Genomic DNA, 16232 nt, shown 5'->3' with positions numbered 1-16232 from the left:
GCGTATGACCGCGAAGATCGCGTACGACACCGTCGAGGTCGGCACGGAGCTGCCGACGCAGACCTTCCCCGTCACCCGCGCCACGCTCGTGCAGTACGCGGGAGCCTCCGGGGACTTCAACCCGATCCACTGGAACGAGAAGTTCGCCAGGGAGGTGGGTCTGCCGGACGTCATCGCGCACGGCATGTTCACCATGGCCGAGGCCGCCCGTGTGGTGACCGACTGGGTCGGCGACCCGGGCGCGGTCGTCGAGTACGGGGTCCGCTTCACCCGGCCCGTCGTCGTCCCCAACGACGACCAGGGTGCTCTCATCGAGGTCAGCGGCAAGGTCGCGGCCAAGCTCGACGACCAGACCGTCCGCGTCGACCTCACGGCGACGAGCGCCGGCCAGAAGGTGCTGGGCATGTCCCGGGCGGTCGTACGACTGGCCTGACGGCTCGCGGCAACGGCCGACCGCACCTCACGGCCGAAGGCTGAGCCGCGTTCCGACGCCTCGCCCACCCGTACGCGGACCGCGTACGGGTGTGTCGGGGCTGTCGGTGGCGTCTCGTAGTCTTGGCGCGTGCAGGAACTCCACGACGCCCCGCTCGCCCCGCTGACCACCTTCCGGCTGGGCGGCCCCGCGACCCGCCTGATCACCGCCACCACCGATGCCGAGGTGATCGCCGCCGTCCGCGAGGCCGACGACTCCGGCACCCCGCTGCTGCTGATCGGCGGCGGATCCAACCTGGTGATCGGCGACAAGGGCTTCGACGGCACCGCTCTGCGCATCGCCACGAGGGGCTTCTCCCTCGACGGCACGGCGCTGGAGCTGGCCGCCGGCGAGATGTGGACCGATGCCGTCGCCCGTACCGTCGAGGCGGGACTCGCCGGAGTCGAGTGCCTCTCCGGAATTCCCGGCTCCGCCGGCGCGACCCCCATTCAGAACGTAGGGGCCTACGGCCAGGAGGTCTCCTCCACGATCACCGAGGTGGTCGCGTACGACCGCACGGCGCGCGAGACGGTCACGCTGACGAATGCCGAGTGCGCGTTCTCGTACCGCCACAGCCGCTTCAAGGCCGACCCCGACCGCTATGTCGTCCTGCGCGTCCGCTTCGCACTGGAGGACGCGCAGGGACTGTCGGGACCGGTCAAGTACGCCGAGACGGCCCGCGCCCTCGGTGTCCAGCCCGGTGAACGGGTGCCGCTGGCCACCGCCCGTGAGACGGTTCTCAAGCTGCGTGCGGGGAAAGGCATGGTGCTGGACCCCGAGGACCACGACACCTGGTCGGCGGGCTCCTTCTTCACCAACCCGATCCTCACGAACGAGGAGTTCGCCGCCTTCCACGCCCGTGTGAAGGAGCGGCTGGGCGAGGACGCGGAGCCGCCCGCGTACGCGGCGGGCGACGGCCACACCAAGACCTCCGCGGCCTGGCTCATCGACAAGGCGGGCTTCACCAAGGGGTACGGCAACGGGCCCGCCCGCATCTCCACCAAGCACACCCTGGCCCTCACCAACCGCGGCGACGCGACCACCGAAGACCTGCTGGCTCTGGCCCGCGAGGTCGTGACCGGCGTCCGGGAGGCCTTCGGGATCACGCTGGTCAACGAGCCGGTGACGGTGGGCGTCAGCCTCTGACGCGCCCCGGTGACAGCCGGGTCCTAGTAGGCCACTCCCACCCCCTGCTTCACCGTCCCCGGGTCGCCGGTCATCGCCAGCATCGCGTGGGCCACGTCGGCGCGGGCGATGAAGCGGCCACCGCGCGGGAAGCCTCCGACGACCCGGCGGTAGGAGCCGGTGAGCGGCTTGTTCTGCAGACGGGGCGGACGGACGACCGTCCAGTCCGTGGCGCTGCGGGCCAGCTCGGCCTCCATCTCCCGCAGATCGGCGTAGACGTCCTTGAGCAGCGCCGAGACCACACCGCGCACGGTGCGGTCCAGCATCCCGTCCCCCTCGGGCTCGGGGCCGACCGGACCGGCGCTGACCACGAGCAGCCGGCGCACTTCCTCGGCCTCCATGGCGCTCAGCACCGTGCGGGTGAGCCGGGTGGCGACCCCGGCATCCTTGCGGCTGCGCGCGCCGAGGCCGGACAGCACCGCGTCACGGCCGGCGACGGCGGGGCGGACCGCCTGCGGGACGGACAGATCGGCGCGGAACACCTTCAGGTGCGCTCCCGTCACGGTGAGCCGCGCCGGATCCCGGACCACCGCGGTGACCTCGTGTCCCGCGTCCAGCGCCTGCCGCACGATCTCCTGGCCTATGCCTCCGGTGGCACCGAAAACGGTGAGCTTCATGGGTACTCCCGTACGCCGTACGTCGATGTGAGTGGGTGGGTGAGTATTTACTCACCTATCTCGTCCTCTAGGGTGGGTAAGTACTCACCCACCCGTCAAGCCCCGGGGGGCGGCCGTGGAATCCTTGGTGCCCATGCAGCAGACGCAGCCGAAGCCGGCCCGGGTCCGTATCCTCGACGCCGCCCACGACCTGATGCGCACCGTCGGGCTCGCGCGGGCCACCACCAAGGAGATCGCCAAGGCGGCGGGCTGCTCGGAGGCGGCGCTGTACAAGTACTTCCCGAGCAAGGAAGAGCTGTTCATCGAGGTCCTGCACGAGCGTCTGCCGCGGCTCGCCCCGCTGCTGCGCAGCCTCGCCGCCGAACCCGGGCAGCGCACCCTGGAGGAGAACCTCACCGAGATCGCCCGCCGGGCGGCCCTCTTCTACGAGCAGAGCTTTCCGATCGCGGCCTCGCTGTACGCGGAGACCCAGCTCAAGCGGCGGCACGACGAGACGATGCGGCAGATGGGAGCGGGGCCGCACGTGCCCATCGAGGGCGTCGCCGCCTATCTGCGGGCCGAGCAGACCGCCGGGCGGGTCCGCGCCGGCGCGGACACCTTCGCGGCAGCGTCACTCCTCCTCGGCGCCTGCGCACAGCGCGCGTTCGCCTACGACGCGACGGAGACCGGTGCCCGGCCGCCCGTGGACGACTTCGCGCGCCGCCTCGCGCGGACGCTGCTGGGCGGGATCTCCGTCGCCGGGAGCCCGTAACGGCCGTGCGGCTTCCCCGGCGGCGGTGCGGGGGGAGCCCTCTGCGGGCCGCGCCGGGAGCCGCCGCCCGTCACGGGGCCGGTGCGTCGAGCCAGGAGTCCACGCCTGCCAGCAGCTTCGCCTTCACGTCCGCGGGGGCCGCCGATCCGCGGAGCGACTGCCGGGCCAGTTCCGCCAGCTCCGCGTCGGTGAAGCCGTGGTCCCGGCGGGCGATCTCGTACTGGGCCGCCAGGCGCGAGCCGAACAGCAGCGGGTCGTCGGCGCCCAGCGCCATCGGGACGCCCGCCTCGAAGAGCTTCCGCAGGGGGACGTCCTCGGGCTTCTCGTAGACGCCCAGCGCGACGTTCGACGCCGGGCACACCTCGCACGTCACCCCGCGGTCCGCCAGGCGCTTCAGCAGCCGCGGGTCCTCCGCCGCGCGCACCCCATGGCCCACCCGGTCGGCGTGCAGGTCGTCCAGGCAGTCGCGCACCGAGTACGGCCCCGTCAGCTCGCCGCCGTGCGGGGCCGACAGCAGCCCGCCGTCACGGGCGATGGCGAAGGCGCGGTCGAAGTCCCGGGCCATGCCCCGGCGTTCGTCGTTCGACAGGCCGAAGCCCACGACGCCGCGGTCCCGGTAGCGCACCGCCAGGCGCGCCAGGGTGCGGGCGTCCAGAGGGTGCTTCATCCGGTTCGCGGCGACCAGCACGCGCATCCCGAGCCCGGTCTCCCGCATCGCCGTGTCCACCGCGTCCAGGATGATCTCCAGCGCCGGGATGAGACCGCCCAGGCGCGGCGCGTACGACGTCGGGTCGACCTGGATCTCCAGCCACGCCGACCCGTCCCTGATGTCCTCCTCCGCGGCCTCCCGCACCAGCCGCTGGATGTCCTCCGGCTCTCTCAGGCATGAGCGCGCAGCGTCGTACAGCCGCTGGAAGCGGAACCAGCCCCGCTCGTCCGTCGCCCGCAGCTTGGGCGGCTCCCCGCTGACCAGCGCCTCGCTCAGGGCCTCGGGCAGCCGTACGCCGTACTTGTCGGCCAGTTCCAGGAGGGTGGCGGGCCGCATCGACCCGGTGAAGTGCAGGTGGAGATGGGCCTTCGGCAGCTCAGCGACATCACGTACGTGCTCCATCCCAGGATCCTGCCGCACCTCCCGGGCGTCCCGGTAGCGGTTTCCCCGGACGTGGTCTTGCTCGCACAAACGAAGGGGGCGCGGCGGGTGCGTCCACCCACCGCGCCCCTCGAGGCGTGAGCCCCCCGAGACGTCGGTCCCCGGCCCCGGAGACGTCAGTCCCGGGCCTCCGCCAGCAGCTTCTGGATCCGGCTCACGCCCTCGACCAGGTCCTCGTCACCGAGGGCGTAGGACAGCCGCAGGTAGCCGGGGGTGCCGAAGGCCTCGCCGGGAACGACCGCGACCTCGACCTCCTCCAGGATCAGCGCGGCCAGCTCCACCGTGTTCTGCGGGCGCTTGCCGCGGATCTCCTTGCCGATCAGCGCCTTCACCGACGGGTACGCGTAGAACGCGCCCTCCGGCTCCGGGCAGACCACGCCGTCGATCTCGTTCAGCATCCGCACGATGGTCCTGCGGCGCCGGTCGAAGGCCTCGCGCATCTTCGCGACCGCCTCCAGGTCGCCGGACACGGCCGCCAGGGCCGCCACCTGTGCGACGTTCGACACATTGGACGTCGCGTGCGACTGAAGGTTCGTCGCCGCCTTCACCACGTCCTTGGGGCCGATGATCCAGCCCACACGCCAGCCCGTCATCGCGTACGTCTTGGCGACGCCGTTGACCACGATGCACTTGTCGCGCAGCTCGGGCAGGAGCGCCGGCAGGGACACGGAGACCGCGTCGCCGTAGACGAGGTGCTCGTAGATCTCGTCGGTCAGCACCCACAGACCGTGCTCCACGGCCCAGCGGCCGATGGCCTCGGTCTCGGCCTCCGAGTACACCGCGCCGGTCGGGTTGGAGGGGGAGACGAAGAGAACGACCTTCGTCTTCTCCGTGCGGGCCGCCTCCAGCTGCTCGACGGAGACGCGGTAGCCGGTCGTCTCGTCGGCGACGACCTCCACCGGGACACCGCCGGCCAGCCGGATCGACTCCGGGTACGTCGTCCAGTACGGCGCCGGGACGATCACCTCGTCGCCCGGGTCCAGGATCGCCGCGAAGGCCTCGTAGATGGCCTGCTTGCCGCCGTTGGTGACCAGCACCTGCGAGGCGTCCACCTCGTAACCGGAGTCGCGCAGGGTCTTCGCGGCGATCGCGTTCTTCAGCTCGGGCAGGCCGCCGGCCGGCGTGTAGCGGTGGTACTTCGGGTTCTTGCAGGCCTCGACGGCCGCCTCGACGATGTAGTCCGGCGTCGGGAAGTCGGGCTCACCCGCGCCGAAGCCGATCACGGGGCGCCCGGCGGCCTTGAGGGCCTTGGCCTTGGCGTCCACGGCGAGGGTGGCGGACTCGGAGATCGCGCCGATCCGGGCGGAGACCCGACGCTCGGTGGGAGGGGTTGCAGCGCTCATGGACCCCATCGTTTCAGACCGGAAACGACGGCGGCACGCGGGTTTCACAGACTGAACCACCCCCGGGTCGCCGACTGGACACCAGTCCGGATCCGCGTGGTGGCCTGGCCGATCTTCGGCGGGCAAAGCCCGTACGGGCACTTTCTGTTCGACGCCCGGCCGCGGACCACGTACACTCTCACCTCGTTGGCCTCCAGCGGCGGCGATCGTGCGGGTGCACACCGAGCACCCGGTCGGATGCGGTACGTTGGGGTACAACCGAAGGGTCGTAGCTCAATTGGTAGAGCACTGGTCTCCAAAACCAGCGGTTGGGGGTTCAAGTCCCTCCGGCCCTGCTACACACTCCCCGACCAGGAAGTGTGCGCAGAGTACATACGTATTGCACTCGCCGTGCGGCTCCACCGGGCGCGGCACGGCCACGACCCGGGAATCAGGTGAGGACGAGTGACGGACGCCGTGGGCTCCATCGACATGCCTGACGCCCAGGATGAGCTGCAGGAGTCGAAGAAGAAGTCGCGCAAGGGCGGCAAGCGGGCCAAGAAGGGCCCGCTGAAGCGCCTTGCCCTCTTCTACCGCCAGATCGTCGCGGAGCTCCGCAAGGTCGTCTGGCCGAGCAGAAACCAGCTGACGTCGTACACCACCGTGGTGATCTTCTTCGTCGCGATCATGATCGCCCTGGTGACTCTGATTGACTATGGACTCAGCCACGCCGCCAAGTACGTCTTCGGCTGAGCCGAGAGCGAAGGACGCCGAGGTACCCGGCGTCCCTTTCGCGTGTTCCACCCCTATGTATCCAGGAAGAAGCAGCCACCGTGTCTGACCCGAACCTGAACGACGCCATCGAGCCGGACGAGTCCGTGGATGACGAGCTCGACATCGTCGAGGGCGCGGACGAGCAGGACGAGTTCGAGGCTGCCGAAGCCGAGGCGGGTGAGCCGGCCGAGGAGGCCGCCGTGAGCGTCGTGGACGAGGACGAGGTCGCCGAGCAGGACGAGGCCGCCGACGAGGAGGAGGCCGCGCCGGTCGACCCCGTCCAGGCCCTCCGCGAGGAGCTGCGCTCGCTGCCCGGCGAGTGGTACGTGATCCACACGTACGCCGGCTACGAGAACCGCGTGAAGACCAACCTCGAGCAGCGTGCCGTCTCGCTGAACGTCGAGGACTACATCTTCCAGGCCGAGGTGCCCCAGGAAGAGGTCGTCCAGATCAAGAACGGCGACCGCAAGACCATCCGCCAGAACAAGCTCCCGGGCTATGTCCTGGTGCGCATGGACCTGACGAACGAGTCCTGGGGCGTCGTCCGCAACACGCCCGGCGTCACCGGCTTCGTGGGCAACGCCTACGACCCGTATCCGCTGACCCTGGACGAGATCGTCAAGATGCTCGCCCCGGAGGCAGAGGAGAAGGCCGCGCGCGAGGCCGCCGAGGCCGAGGGCAAGCCGGCTCCGCAGCGCAAGGTCGAGGTCCAGGTGCTGGACTTCGAGGTCGGCGACTCGGTCACCGTCACCGACGGTCCGTTCGCCACGCTCCAGGCGACCATCAACGAGATCAACGCCGACTCCAAGAAGGTCAAGGGCCTCGTGGAGATCTTCGGCCGCGAGACGCCGGTCGAGCTGAGCTTCGACCAGATCCAGAAGAACTAACCCCTTCTGGTACGAGCACTTCCGACCAGGTCAGACAGGCTGCGAAAGCCGGTCTGACCTGCTCGGTTTTTGGCCCCGCAGCGGTACCCGTTATCGTTGTGCGGTATGCCTCCATCCGGATGATCCGGATCGGATGGCGAAAAACTCTCACTAAGGACCCGGAGAGAGCAATGCCTCCCAAGAAGAAGAAGGTCACGGGGCTTATCAAGCTCCAGATCCAGGCCGGTGCGGCCAACCCGGCTCCGCCGGTCGGTCCGGCGCTGGGTCAGCACGGCGTCAACATCATGGAGTTCTGCAAGGCCTACAACGCCGCGACCGAGTCGCAGCGCGGTTGGGTCATCCCGGTGGAGATCACGGTCTACGAGGACCGTTCCTTCACCTTCGTCACCAAGACGCCGCCGGCCGCCAAGATGATCCTCAAGGCCGCGGGCATCGAGAAGGGCTCCGGCGAGCCGCACAAGACCAAGGTCGCCAAGATCACCGAGGCGCAGGTCCGCGAGATCGCCCAGACCAAGATGCCCGACCTGAACGCGAACGACCTGGACGCCGCCGCGAAGATCATCGCCGGTACCGCGCGTTCCATGGGCGTCACGGTCGAGGGCTGACCCCCACCTTCGTAGATCATGCGGCCGTAGAAAGCCGCACGTGGCAGGGCCTGCTCGGCCCGTACCACGACTCCTTTCAGAACACACAGGAGCAGTTGTGAGCAAGCGCAGCAAGGCTCTCCGCGCTGCGGACGCCAAGGTCGACCGGGAGAAGCTCTACGCCCCGCTCGAGGCCGTCCGTCTCGCCAAGGAGACCTCCACGACCAAGTTCGACGGCACCGTCGAGGTCGCCTTCCGTCTGGGTGTCGACCCGCGCAAGGCCGACCAGATGGTCCGTGGCACCGTGAACCTCCCGCACGGCACCGGTAAGACCGCCCGGGTCCTGGTCTTCGCGACCGGTGACCGTGCCGAGGCCGCTCGTGCCGCGGGCGCCGACATCGTCGGCGCCGACGAGCTGATCGACGAGGTGTCGAAGGGCCGTCTGGACTTCGACGCCGTCGTCGCCACCCCGGACCTCATGGGCAAGGTCGGCCGCCTCGGCCGTGTCCTCGGCCCGCGTGGTCTGATGCCGAACCCGAAGACCGGCACCGTGACGCCGGACGTCACCAAGGCTGTCAACGACATCAAGGGTGGCAAGATCGAGTTCCGCGTCGACAAGCACTCGAACCTGCACTTCATCATCGGCAAGACGTCCTTCGACGACACCAAGCTGGTGGAGAACTACGGCGCCGCGCTGGAGGAGATCCTCCGTCTGAAGCCGTCCGCCGCCAAGGGTCGCTACATCAAGAAGGCCGCGGTCAGCACCACGATGGGCCCCGGTATCCCGGTCGACCCGAACCGCACCCGCAACCTCCTCGTCGAGGAGGACCCGGCCGCCGTCTGATCCCGACGGAAGCCGCGGGCACGCGCAGCCGACGCCGGGCCCCGCACCTTCGCAGGTGCGGGGCCCGGCGTTTTCGTGTGCCCGTCGTCCTCGCCCCGGGAGCCCGGCGGGTCCGGCAAGGGGCACATGCCGTTTCCCGTCAGGTGCGTGCCGTTCACCCCGCGTCGGAGTTAGCGTGAAGATCACTGAGCGCTCGAGGGGGAACGGATGAGGGACGGCATCGTCAGGCGCGGGGTCCTCCAGGTCGCAGCGGTCGCCGCGCTGTCCGCCCTGGCGGGGTGCAGCTTCTCCGACGACAGCGGCTCCTCCAAGGGCTCCGCGGCGCCCTCGGGCGGCCGCGCCGGCCGTGTCGACCCTCGGTCGGCCGCCGCCCTGCGAGCCGTCGAACAGGCCACCGTCAGGGCCGGTTCCGCCCGGATCGAGTCCTCCACCGCGATGGGCGGGATGCTCTCGCTGAAGACGGACGGCGCGCTCGGCTGGTCCGGCGACCCGGTCGGCACGCTCCGCATCACCTACACCGGCGGACAGCTCGCCACCACCATGCGCGAGCTGAGCAGCACCTCCATGGAGGCGCGGCTGCTGCCCGACGCCTACTACGCCAGGGTCGGCGAGACGTTCGCCCGCCGCCTTCAGGGCCGGCACTGGATTCGCTACGGCTACGGAGACCTGGCCGCCCTCCCCGGCGGCTCGGGCGCCTCTCTCACGGACCAGCTGCGCAACACCGCGCCACTCCAGCCGGTCCGGCTGCTGCGCGCTTCCGGGGGCGTGCGCAGGGTGGGCGAGGAGACGGTGCGCGGCCGGCGCACCACGCACTACTCGGGCACGGTGGACGCGGCGGCCCTCACCGGAGAGGACGCCGCCGCTCTGAAGGAGCGGCTGGAGCAGGCCGGGGTCACCGAGGAGACCGTCGACATCTGGGTCGACGATCGCGGCCTGCTGGTCAAGAAGGTGGAGAGGGGCGAGCTGGCCGGCGGGCGGATGTCGGCCACGGCCTACTACCGCGACTACGGCGTGAAGGTCTCGGCCGTCCGGCCCGCGGCGACGGACACCGCCGACTTCAAGGAACTGATGGGCACCCGGGGCCCATAGCACACTCCCGTTCGCCGCCCGCAGCCGGGAATTGACGCGCCACTGTCAGCCCTTCGGGATAAGCTCGCGGTCTTGACATGGATCAACCGTGGGTTCTCTTGGGGGGAATCATGACCTTTGCAGTACGGAACCGGGTGGAGCGCGGAGCGGCGGGCGCGGTGATCGCGGCCCTGGTCCTGGGTGGCGGAGCGGTCGCCTGTTCGAAGGGCACCGAGGAGAAGTCGCCGGAGATGACGCCCGCCGCGGCCGTCGCCGAGGCCGCGAAGACCACCGGGAAGATCACGTCCATGCACTACCGGATGACCGGTAAGGTGCCGGGCGCCGGCCAAGTGCAGGCCGAGGCCCGGATGAGCGTGAAGCCGCTGGCCATGAGCATGAAGATGACGGCCTCGGAGCAGAAGACCCAGGGTCCGGTCGAGATCCGGCTCGTCGACAAGGCGATGTACATCGGCGGGGGTGCCGAGGCCGCCAAGGAGATGGGCGGCAAGCACTGGATCAAGTTCGACCTGGCCGCGCTCGGTGCGGACAAGCAGCTGAACACCCAGCAGCTCGGGGCCGGTCAGGCGGGCCAGAACCCGGCCCAGGACTCCACCTTCCTCACCAGCTCCAAGCATGTGACGAAGGTCGGCGAAGAGACCGTCGACGGCGTGAAGACGACGCACTACAAGGGCGACATCACCCTCGCGGACATGCGCGCCTACCTCAAGGCCCAGAAGCTGGACAAGGCCACCCTCGCGCAGCGCGAGAAGAGCCTCGACCAGTACGCCAAGATGGGCGCCGACAAGATGGCCATGGACATGTGGATCGACGGCAGCAACCACACCAAGCAGTTCCGGATGCGCGGTGACGCCACCCAGGGCCCGCTGGACATGACCATCACCTTCCTCGACTACAACAAGCCGGTGACGGTGACGGCGCCGTCCGCCAAGGACACGGCCGACCTCGCCGAGATGATGAAGGGCGCCCGGCAGGGCTGACCCCGTGGCACCCGGGAACGGATTTGCCTGTCGGCGATCCGTTCCCGTACTCTCCTACAGAAGCCAAAGACCGCTGGTCGTTGCCGTGCGCTCGGACGAGAGCACGGTGACCGAAGGATCCGCCGCACTGCGGACGGCCCGCGCAGGTGACAGTGGAAGAACTCCCGGAGTGCGTGCGTGATCCGCGCGTGCGGCCGGTCGAGTCCGCCCCGTGCGCCTGCGCCGGGGCGTTTGTTTTTGCCCAGCCCCTTCCGAGCGGTCCTCATCACCCGGAAGGAGGCCGACGCTCTATGGCAAGGCCCGACAAGGCTGCCGCGGTAGCCGAGCTCGCGGAGCAGTTCCGCAGCTCGAACGCCGCCGTGCTGACCGAGTACCGGGGTCTCACTGTGGCGCAGCTCAAGACGCTGCGTCGTTCGCTCGGTGAGAACGCCCAGTACGCCGTGGTGAAGAACACGCTGACCAAGATTGCGGCCAACGAGGCCGGGATCACGACGCTCGACGACCTGTTCAACGGTCCGACGGCGGTCGCCTTCGTCACCGGTGACCCGGTGGAGTCGGCGAAGGGTCTTCGTGACTTCGCCAAGGACAACCCGAACCTCGTCATCAAGGGCGGTGTCCTTGAAGGCAAGGCGCTGTCCGCCGACGAGATCAAGAAGCTTGCGGACCTCGAGTCCCGCGAGGTTCTGCTCAGCAAGCTGGCCGGTGCCATGAAGGGCAAGCAGTCCCAGGCTGCCGCGCTCTTCCAGGCGCTGCCGTCGAAGCTCGTCCGCACCGTGGACGCTCTTCGCGCCAAGCAGGCCGAGCAGGGCGGTGCCGAGTAATTCGGCTCGCGCAGTGACCGCCGCCTGAGGCGACGGTCGTAGCGGGCCGAACGTACGCCCGCCATACATGTACATCCGGCACCAGCCGACTTATTGGAAGGATCGCCCATCATGGCGAAGCTCACCCAGGAAGACCTGCTCGCGCAGTTCGAGGAGATGACCCTCATCGAGCTCTCCGAGTTCGTGAAGGCGTTCGAGGAGAAGTTCGACGTCACCGCCGCCGCTCCGGTCGCCGTCGCCGCCGCCGGTGTCCCCGGTGCCCCGGCCGCCGAGGCCGAGGAGGAGAAGGACGAGTTCGACGTCATCCTCACCGGCGCCGGCGAGAAGAAGATCCAGGTCATCAAGGTCGTGCGTGAGCTGACCTCCCTCGGCCTGAAGGAGGCCAAGGACCTGGTCGACGGCACCCCGAAGCCGGTCCTGGAGAAGGTCAACAAGGAGCAGGCCGACAAGGCCGCCGAGGCCCTCAAGGGCGCCGGCGCCTCCGTCGAGGTCAAGTAACACCTCCTCGGGTCCCGCAGGGACCCACGGGCCCCCACAGGGCCCACCACCGGGCCCGCGCAGGGCTCACCGGGCCGTACGGGGCTTCGCTCCGTACGGCCCTTTCGCGTGTGCGGGTCGCGGTTCACCCGAACGCCGTAGCCGGCACCCGCGGGATTCCGGCCACGGCTCACCCGTAGGGCTGTAACGCGAACGCGGCGAAGGGCGATCATCCATCCGGGTGGTCGCTCTTCGCCGTTCGGGGGGTCCGGTGGCGGCTGCCTTGCGGCCGTCGCCGCGGGGAGTATGGTGATCTTCGTCGTGCCTCCCGAGGGTCCCGGTGACCGCTGCAAGTGACGATGGCAGCACCGGGTTCGGCCATGGGAGGCCTTGACGAACTGCACGCAGCGCGCAATTCTCAGGACGCGTCGTCACAACGATCCGGATCCGAGGCATGGATCGACGGCGAAGAGGGCAGTATCGATGTGCATCGAGGGCGTGGCTTGCCGCAGGTGTTGAGGGACAACGAGGGCCTCCGTCGTGAGCCTGCAAACCCGCACTGGACATCAGTGTGCCAAGTGGCTACACTGACCCTTTGCGCTGCCTTTCAGCTGCTTCCTGCCCGTCACCAGGAGCATGCCCCTCGCTTGAGCACCGACGATAAAGAGTCTCTGACCTGAGGCTTTCCATCTCTGTGCCCGGTGGGGACCGGTACGCGCGTAGTGAGTCCGAGCCCTCGGAAGGACCCCCTCTTGGCCGCCTCGCGCACTGCCTCGACCGCGAATACGAACAACGGCGCCAGCACCGCCCCGCTGCGCATCTCCTTTGCAAAGATCAAGGAGCCCCTCGAGGTTCCGAACCTTCTCGCGCTGCAAACCGAGAGCTTCGACTGGCTGCTCGGCAACGACGCGTGGAAGGCTCGCGTCGAGGAGGCTCTGGAGAACGGTCAGGACGTCCCCACCAAGTCCGGTCTGGAGGAGATCTTCGAGGAGATCTCCCCGATCGAGGACTTCTCCGGGTCGATGTCGCTGACCTTCCGGGACCACCGCTTCGAGCCGCCGAAGAACTCGATCGACGAGTGCAAGGAGCGCGACTTCACCTACGCCGCGCCCCTCTTCGTCACGGCCGAGTTCACCAACAACGAGACCGGCGAGATCAAGTCCCAGACCGTCTTCATGGGCGACTTCCCGCTCATGACGAACAAGGGCACTTTCGTCATCAACGGCACCGAGCGTGTCGTGGTGTCGCAGCTGGTCCGTTCCCCCGGTGTCTACTTCGACTCCTCCATCGACAAGACGTCCGACAAGGACATCTTCTCCGCCAAGATCATCCCGTCCCGGGGTGCCTGGCTGGAGATGGAGATCGACAAGCGCGACATGGTCGGTGTCCGTATCGACCGCAAGCGCAAGCAGTCCGTGACCGTCCTCCTGAAGGCGCTCGGCTGGACCACCGAGCAGATCCTCGAGGAGTTCGGCGAGTACGAGTCGATGCGCGCCACCCTGGAGAAGGACCACACCCAGGGCCAGGACGACGCGCTGCTCGACATCTACCGCAAGCTGCGTCCGGGCGAGCCCCCCACGCGTGAGGCCGCGCAGACGCTGCTGGAGAACCTGTACTTCAACCCGAAGCGCTACGACCTGGCCAAGGTCGGCCGCTACAAGGTCAACAAGAAGCTGGGTACGGACACCCCGCTGGACGCGGGCATCCTGACCGTCGAGGACATCATCGCGACGATCAAGTACCTGGTGAAGCTGCACGCGGGTGAGACCGAGACGGTCGGCGACACCGGCCAGAAGGTCGTCGTCGAGACCGACGACATCGACCACTTCGGCAACCGCCGCCTGCGCAGCGTCGGCGAGCTCATCCAGAACCAGGTCCGCACGGGTCTGGCCCGTATGGAGCGCGTCGTGCGCGAGCGCATGACCACCCAGGACGTCGAGGCGATCACGCCGCAGACCCTGATCAACATCCGGCCGGTCGTCGCCTCCATCAAGGAGTTCTTCGGCACCAGCCAGCTGTCCCAGTTCATGGACCAGAACAACCCGCTGTCCGGGCTGACGCACAAGCGTCGTCTGTCCGCGCTCGGCCCGGGTGGTCTCTCCCGTGAGCGGGCCGGCTTCGAGGTCCGTGACGTGCACCCCTCGCACTACGGCCGCATGTGCCCGATCGAGACCCCCGAAGGCCCGAACATCGGTCTGATCGGCTCGCTCGCCACCTACGGCCGGGTCAACGCGTTCGGTTTCGTCGAGACCCCGTACCGCAGGGTCGACGAGAACGGTGTCGTCAGCGAAGAGGTCCACTACCTCACGGCCGACGAAGAGGACCGCTTCGTCATCGCCCAGGCCAACGCGCCGCTGACCGAGGACCTCCGGTTCGCCGAGGCCCGCGTCCTGGTGCGCCGCCGTGGCGGTGAGGTCGACTACGTCGCCCCCGAGGACGTGGACTACATGGACGTCTCGCCGCGCCAGATGGTGTCGGTCGCGACCGCCATGATCCCGTTCCTCGAGCACGACGACGCCAACCGTGCCCTCATGGGCGCGAACATGATGCGTCAGGCCGTTCCGCTGATCCAGTCGGAGGCCCCGCTCGTCGGCACCGGCATGGAGTACCGCTCCGCCGTGGACGCCGGCGACGTCGTCAAGGCCGAGAAGGCCGGTGTGGTCCAGGAGGTCTCCGCGGACTACATCACCACCGCCAACGACGACGGCACGTACATCACGTACCGCCTGGCCAAGTTCGCCCGTTCCAACCAGGGCACCTCGGTCAACCAGAAGGTCGTCGTCAACGAGGGCGACCGCGTCATCGAGGGCCAGGTCCTCGCCGACGGTCCCGCCACCCAGAACGGCGAGATGGCGCTCGGCAAGAACCTGCTCGTGGCGTTCATGCCGTGGGAGGGTCACAACTACGAGGACGCGATCATCCTGTCGCAGCGCCTCGTGCAGGACGACGTCCTCTCCTCGATCCACATCGAGGAGCACGAGGTCGACGCCCGTGACACCAAGCTCGGCCCCGAGGAGATCACCCGGGACATCCCGAACGTCTCCGAGGAGGTCCTCGCCGACCTCGACGAGCGCGGCATCATCCGCATCGGTGCCGAGGTCATCGCCGGCGACATCCTCGTCGGCAAGGTGACCCCGAAGGGTGAGACCGAGCTGACCCCCGAGGAGCGCCTGCTGCGCGCGATCTTCGGTGAGAAGGCCCGTGAGGTCCGTGACACCTCGCTGAAGGTGCCGCACGGCGAGACCGGCAAGGTCATCGGTGTGCGCGTCTTCGACCGCGAGGAGGGCGACGAGCTGCCGCCGGGCGTGAACCAGCTGGTTCGCGTCTACGTCGCGCAGAAGCGCAAGATCACCGACGGTGACAAGCTCGCCGGCCGCCACGGCAACAAGGGTGTCATCTCCAAGATCCTGCCCATCGAGGACATGCCGTTCCTCGAGGACGGAACTCCGGTCGACATCATCCTCAACCCGCTGGGTGTGCCGTCCCGAATGAACCCGGGACAGGTCCTGGAGATCCACCTCGGCTGGCTCGCCAGCCGTGGCTGGGACGTGTCCGGTCTGGCCGACGAGTGGGCCCAGCGCCTGCAGGCGATCGGCGCCGACCAGGTCGACCCGCGCACCAACGTCGCGACCCCGGTCTTCGACGGTGCCCGCGAGGACGAGCTGGCGGGTCTGCTCCAGCACACCATCCCGAACCGCGACGGTGACCGCCTGGTCCTCCCGTCCGGCAAGGCGCGGCTGTTCGACGGCCGCTCCGGTGAGCCGTTCCCGGACCCGATCTCGGTCGGCTACATGTACATCCTGAAGCTGCACCACCTGGTCGACGACAAGCTGCACGCCCGCTCGACCGGTCCGTACTCGATGATCACCCAGCAGCCGCTGGGCGGTAAGGCCCAGTTCGGTGGCCAGCGCTTCGGCGAGATGGAGGTGTGGGCCCTCGAGGCCTACGGCGCCGCGTACGCCCTCCAGGAGCTGCTGACCATCAAGTCCGACGACGTCACCGGCCGCGTGAAGGTCTACGAGGCCATCGTCAAGGGCGAGAACATCCCCGAGCCCGGCATCCCCGAGTCCTTCAAGGTGCTCATCAAGGAGATGCAGTCCCTGTGCCTGAACGTGGAGGTGCTGTCCAGCGACGGTATGTCCATCGAGATGCGTGACACCGACGAGGACGTCTTCCGCGCTGCGGAGGAGCTCGGCATCGACCTGTCCCGGCGCGAGCCGAGCAGCGTCGAAGAGGTCTGACGGGAGTCCGGCGGGGCCCTCACCCACAGGGCCCCGCCGAC

The 16232-nt window shown here is 68.8% G+C and carries 15 protein-coding genes and 1 tRNA gene; 13 read left to right on the top strand and 3 right to left on the bottom strand.

Annotated features, from left to right (window positions below; translation table 11 throughout):
* Positions 1 to 4 precede the first annotated feature (4 nt).
* Positions 5 to 433, top strand: coding sequence for a MaoC family dehydratase (locus tag LZ604_RS07315; RefSeq protein WP_234513539.1), 429 nt, complete (start codon positions 5 to 7; stop codon positions 431 to 433).
* A gap of 129 nt (positions 434 to 562) precedes the next feature.
* Entirely contained in the window at positions 563 to 1618 is a 1056-nt protein-coding gene (locus LZ604_RS07310; RefSeq protein ID WP_234513470.1) for a UDP-N-acetylmuramate dehydrogenase, read from the top strand.
* A 23-nt stretch (positions 1619 to 1641) separates the two neighbouring features.
* Here the strand turns inward: LZ604_RS07310 and LZ604_RS07305 are convergent, their stop codons facing one another.
* Positions 1642 to 2274, bottom strand: a complete 633-nt coding sequence (locus LZ604_RS07305) for an NAD(P)-dependent oxidoreductase (protein ID WP_234513469.1) — start codon at positions 2272 to 2274, stop codon at positions 1642 to 1644.
* Positions 2275 to 2407: 133 nt separating this feature from the next.
* Here LZ604_RS07305 and LZ604_RS07300 point away from each other — a divergent pair, with 133 nt between their 5' ends.
* Complete coding sequence (locus tag LZ604_RS07300; RefSeq protein ID WP_234513468.1) at positions 2408 to 3025, top strand: TetR/AcrR family transcriptional regulator; 618 nt, start codon at positions 2408 to 2410, stop codon at positions 3023 to 3025.
* Positions 3026 to 3095: 70 nt separating this feature from the next.
* Here the strand turns inward: LZ604_RS07300 and LZ604_RS07295 are convergent, their stop codons facing one another.
* A complete protein-coding gene (locus LZ604_RS07295; RefSeq protein WP_234513467.1) occupies positions 3096 to 4136 on the bottom strand; it encodes an adenosine deaminase in 1041 nt (346 codons plus the stop codon).
* A gap of 155 nt (positions 4137 to 4291) precedes the next feature.
* A complete protein-coding gene (locus tag LZ604_RS07290) occupies positions 4292 to 5518 on the bottom strand; it encodes a pyridoxal phosphate-dependent aminotransferase (RefSeq protein WP_234513466.1) in 1227 nt (408 codons plus the stop codon).
* Between the two features lie 262 nt (positions 5519 to 5780).
* Here LZ604_RS07290 and LZ604_RS07285 point away from each other — a divergent pair.
* From LZ604_RS07285 to rpoB, 10 genes are all read left to right on the top strand, one after another.
* Positions 5781 to 5853: transfer RNA gene (locus LZ604_RS07285), tRNA-Trp, on the top strand.
* 109 nt (positions 5854 to 5962) lie between these two features.
* Positions 5963 to 6250, top strand: coding sequence for a preprotein translocase subunit SecE (gene secE / locus LZ604_RS07280; protein ID WP_234513465.1), 288 nt, complete (start codon positions 5963 to 5965; stop codon positions 6248 to 6250).
* Positions 6251 to 6330: 80 nt separating this feature from the next.
* Positions 6331 to 7158, top strand: a complete 828-nt coding sequence (gene nusG, locus LZ604_RS07275; RefSeq protein WP_234513464.1) for a transcription termination/antitermination protein NusG — start codon at positions 6331 to 6333, stop codon at positions 7156 to 7158.
* A gap of 170 nt (positions 7159 to 7328) precedes the next feature.
* Entirely contained in the window at positions 7329 to 7763 is a 435-nt protein-coding gene (gene rplK, locus LZ604_RS07270) for a 50S ribosomal protein L11 (protein ID WP_023547415.1), read from the top strand.
* Positions 7764 to 7860: 97 nt separating this feature from the next.
* On the top strand, positions 7861 to 8586 hold the full coding sequence (rplA, locus tag LZ604_RS07265; protein ID WP_234513463.1) for a 50S ribosomal protein L1: 726 nt from the start codon (positions 7861 to 7863) through the stop codon (positions 8584 to 8586).
* A gap of 207 nt (positions 8587 to 8793) precedes the next feature.
* Positions 8794 to 9675 carry an SCO4651 family lipoprotein gene (locus LZ604_RS07260; RefSeq protein ID WP_234513462.1) on the top strand — a complete coding sequence of 294 codons (882 nt, stop codon included), beginning with the start codon at positions 8794 to 8796 and terminating at the stop codon, positions 9673 to 9675.
* Between the two features lie 110 nt (positions 9676 to 9785).
* A complete protein-coding gene (locus LZ604_RS07255; RefSeq protein WP_234513460.1) occupies positions 9786 to 10652 on the top strand; it encodes an SCO4651 family lipoprotein in 867 nt (288 codons plus the stop codon).
* 290 nt (positions 10653 to 10942) lie between these two features.
* Entirely contained in the window at positions 10943 to 11473 is a 531-nt protein-coding gene (rplJ, locus tag LZ604_RS07250) for a 50S ribosomal protein L10 (RefSeq protein WP_234513459.1), read from the top strand.
* Between the two features lie 111 nt (positions 11474 to 11584).
* Positions 11585 to 11971 (top strand): 50S ribosomal protein L7/L12, encoded by a 387-nt coding sequence (gene rplL / locus LZ604_RS07245; protein ID WP_234513458.1) that lies wholly within the window; start codon positions 11585 to 11587, stop codon positions 11969 to 11971.
* A gap of 731 nt (positions 11972 to 12702) precedes the next feature.
* A complete protein-coding gene (rpoB, locus tag LZ604_RS07240) occupies positions 12703 to 16191 on the top strand; it encodes a DNA-directed RNA polymerase subunit beta (protein ID WP_234513457.1) in 3489 nt (1162 codons plus the stop codon).
* Positions 16192 to 16232: the final 41 nt, after the last annotated feature.

This window comes from Streptomyces glomeratus (assembly GCF_021462825.1).
GTDB classification, from domain to species: domain Bacteria; phylum Actinomycetota; class Actinomycetes; order Streptomycetales; family Streptomycetaceae; genus Streptomyces; species Streptomyces glomeratus.
This window is presented reverse-complemented; position numbering and strand designations above follow the sequence as displayed.

Coding starts and splice junctions, on each gene's coding strand:
- LZ604_RS07315 (WP_234513539.1), top strand. CDS start 5: ATGACCGCGAAGATCGCGTACGACACCGTCGAGGTCGGCACGGAGCTG.
- LZ604_RS07305 (WP_234513469.1), bottom strand. CDS start 2,274: ATGAAGCTCACCGTTTTCGGTGCCACCGGAGGCATAGGCCAGGAGATC.
- LZ604_RS07300 (WP_234513468.1), top strand. CDS start 2,408: ATGCAGCAGACGCAGCCGAAGCCGGCCCGGGTCCGTATCCTCGACGCC.
- LZ604_RS07295 (WP_234513467.1), bottom strand. CDS start 4,136: ATGGAGCACGTACGTGATGTCGCTGAGCTGCCGAAGGCCCATCTCCAC.
- LZ604_RS07290 (WP_234513466.1), bottom strand. CDS start 5,518: ATGAGCGCTGCAACCCCTCCCACCGAGCGTCGGGTCTCCGCCCGGATC.
- rplK (WP_023547415.1), top strand. CDS start 7,329: ATGCCTCCCAAGAAGAAGAAGGTCACGGGGCTTATCAAGCTCCAGATC.
- LZ604_RS07260 (WP_234513462.1), top strand. CDS start 8,794: ATGAGGGACGGCATCGTCAGGCGCGGGGTCCTCCAGGTCGCAGCGGTC.
- LZ604_RS07255 (WP_234513460.1), top strand. CDS start 9,786: ATGACCTTTGCAGTACGGAACCGGGTGGAGCGCGGAGCGGCGGGCGCG.
- rplJ (WP_234513459.1), top strand. CDS start 10,943: ATGGCAAGGCCCGACAAGGCTGCCGCGGTAGCCGAGCTCGCGGAGCAG.
- rplL (WP_234513458.1), top strand. CDS start 11,585: ATGGCGAAGCTCACCCAGGAAGACCTGCTCGCGCAGTTCGAGGAGATG.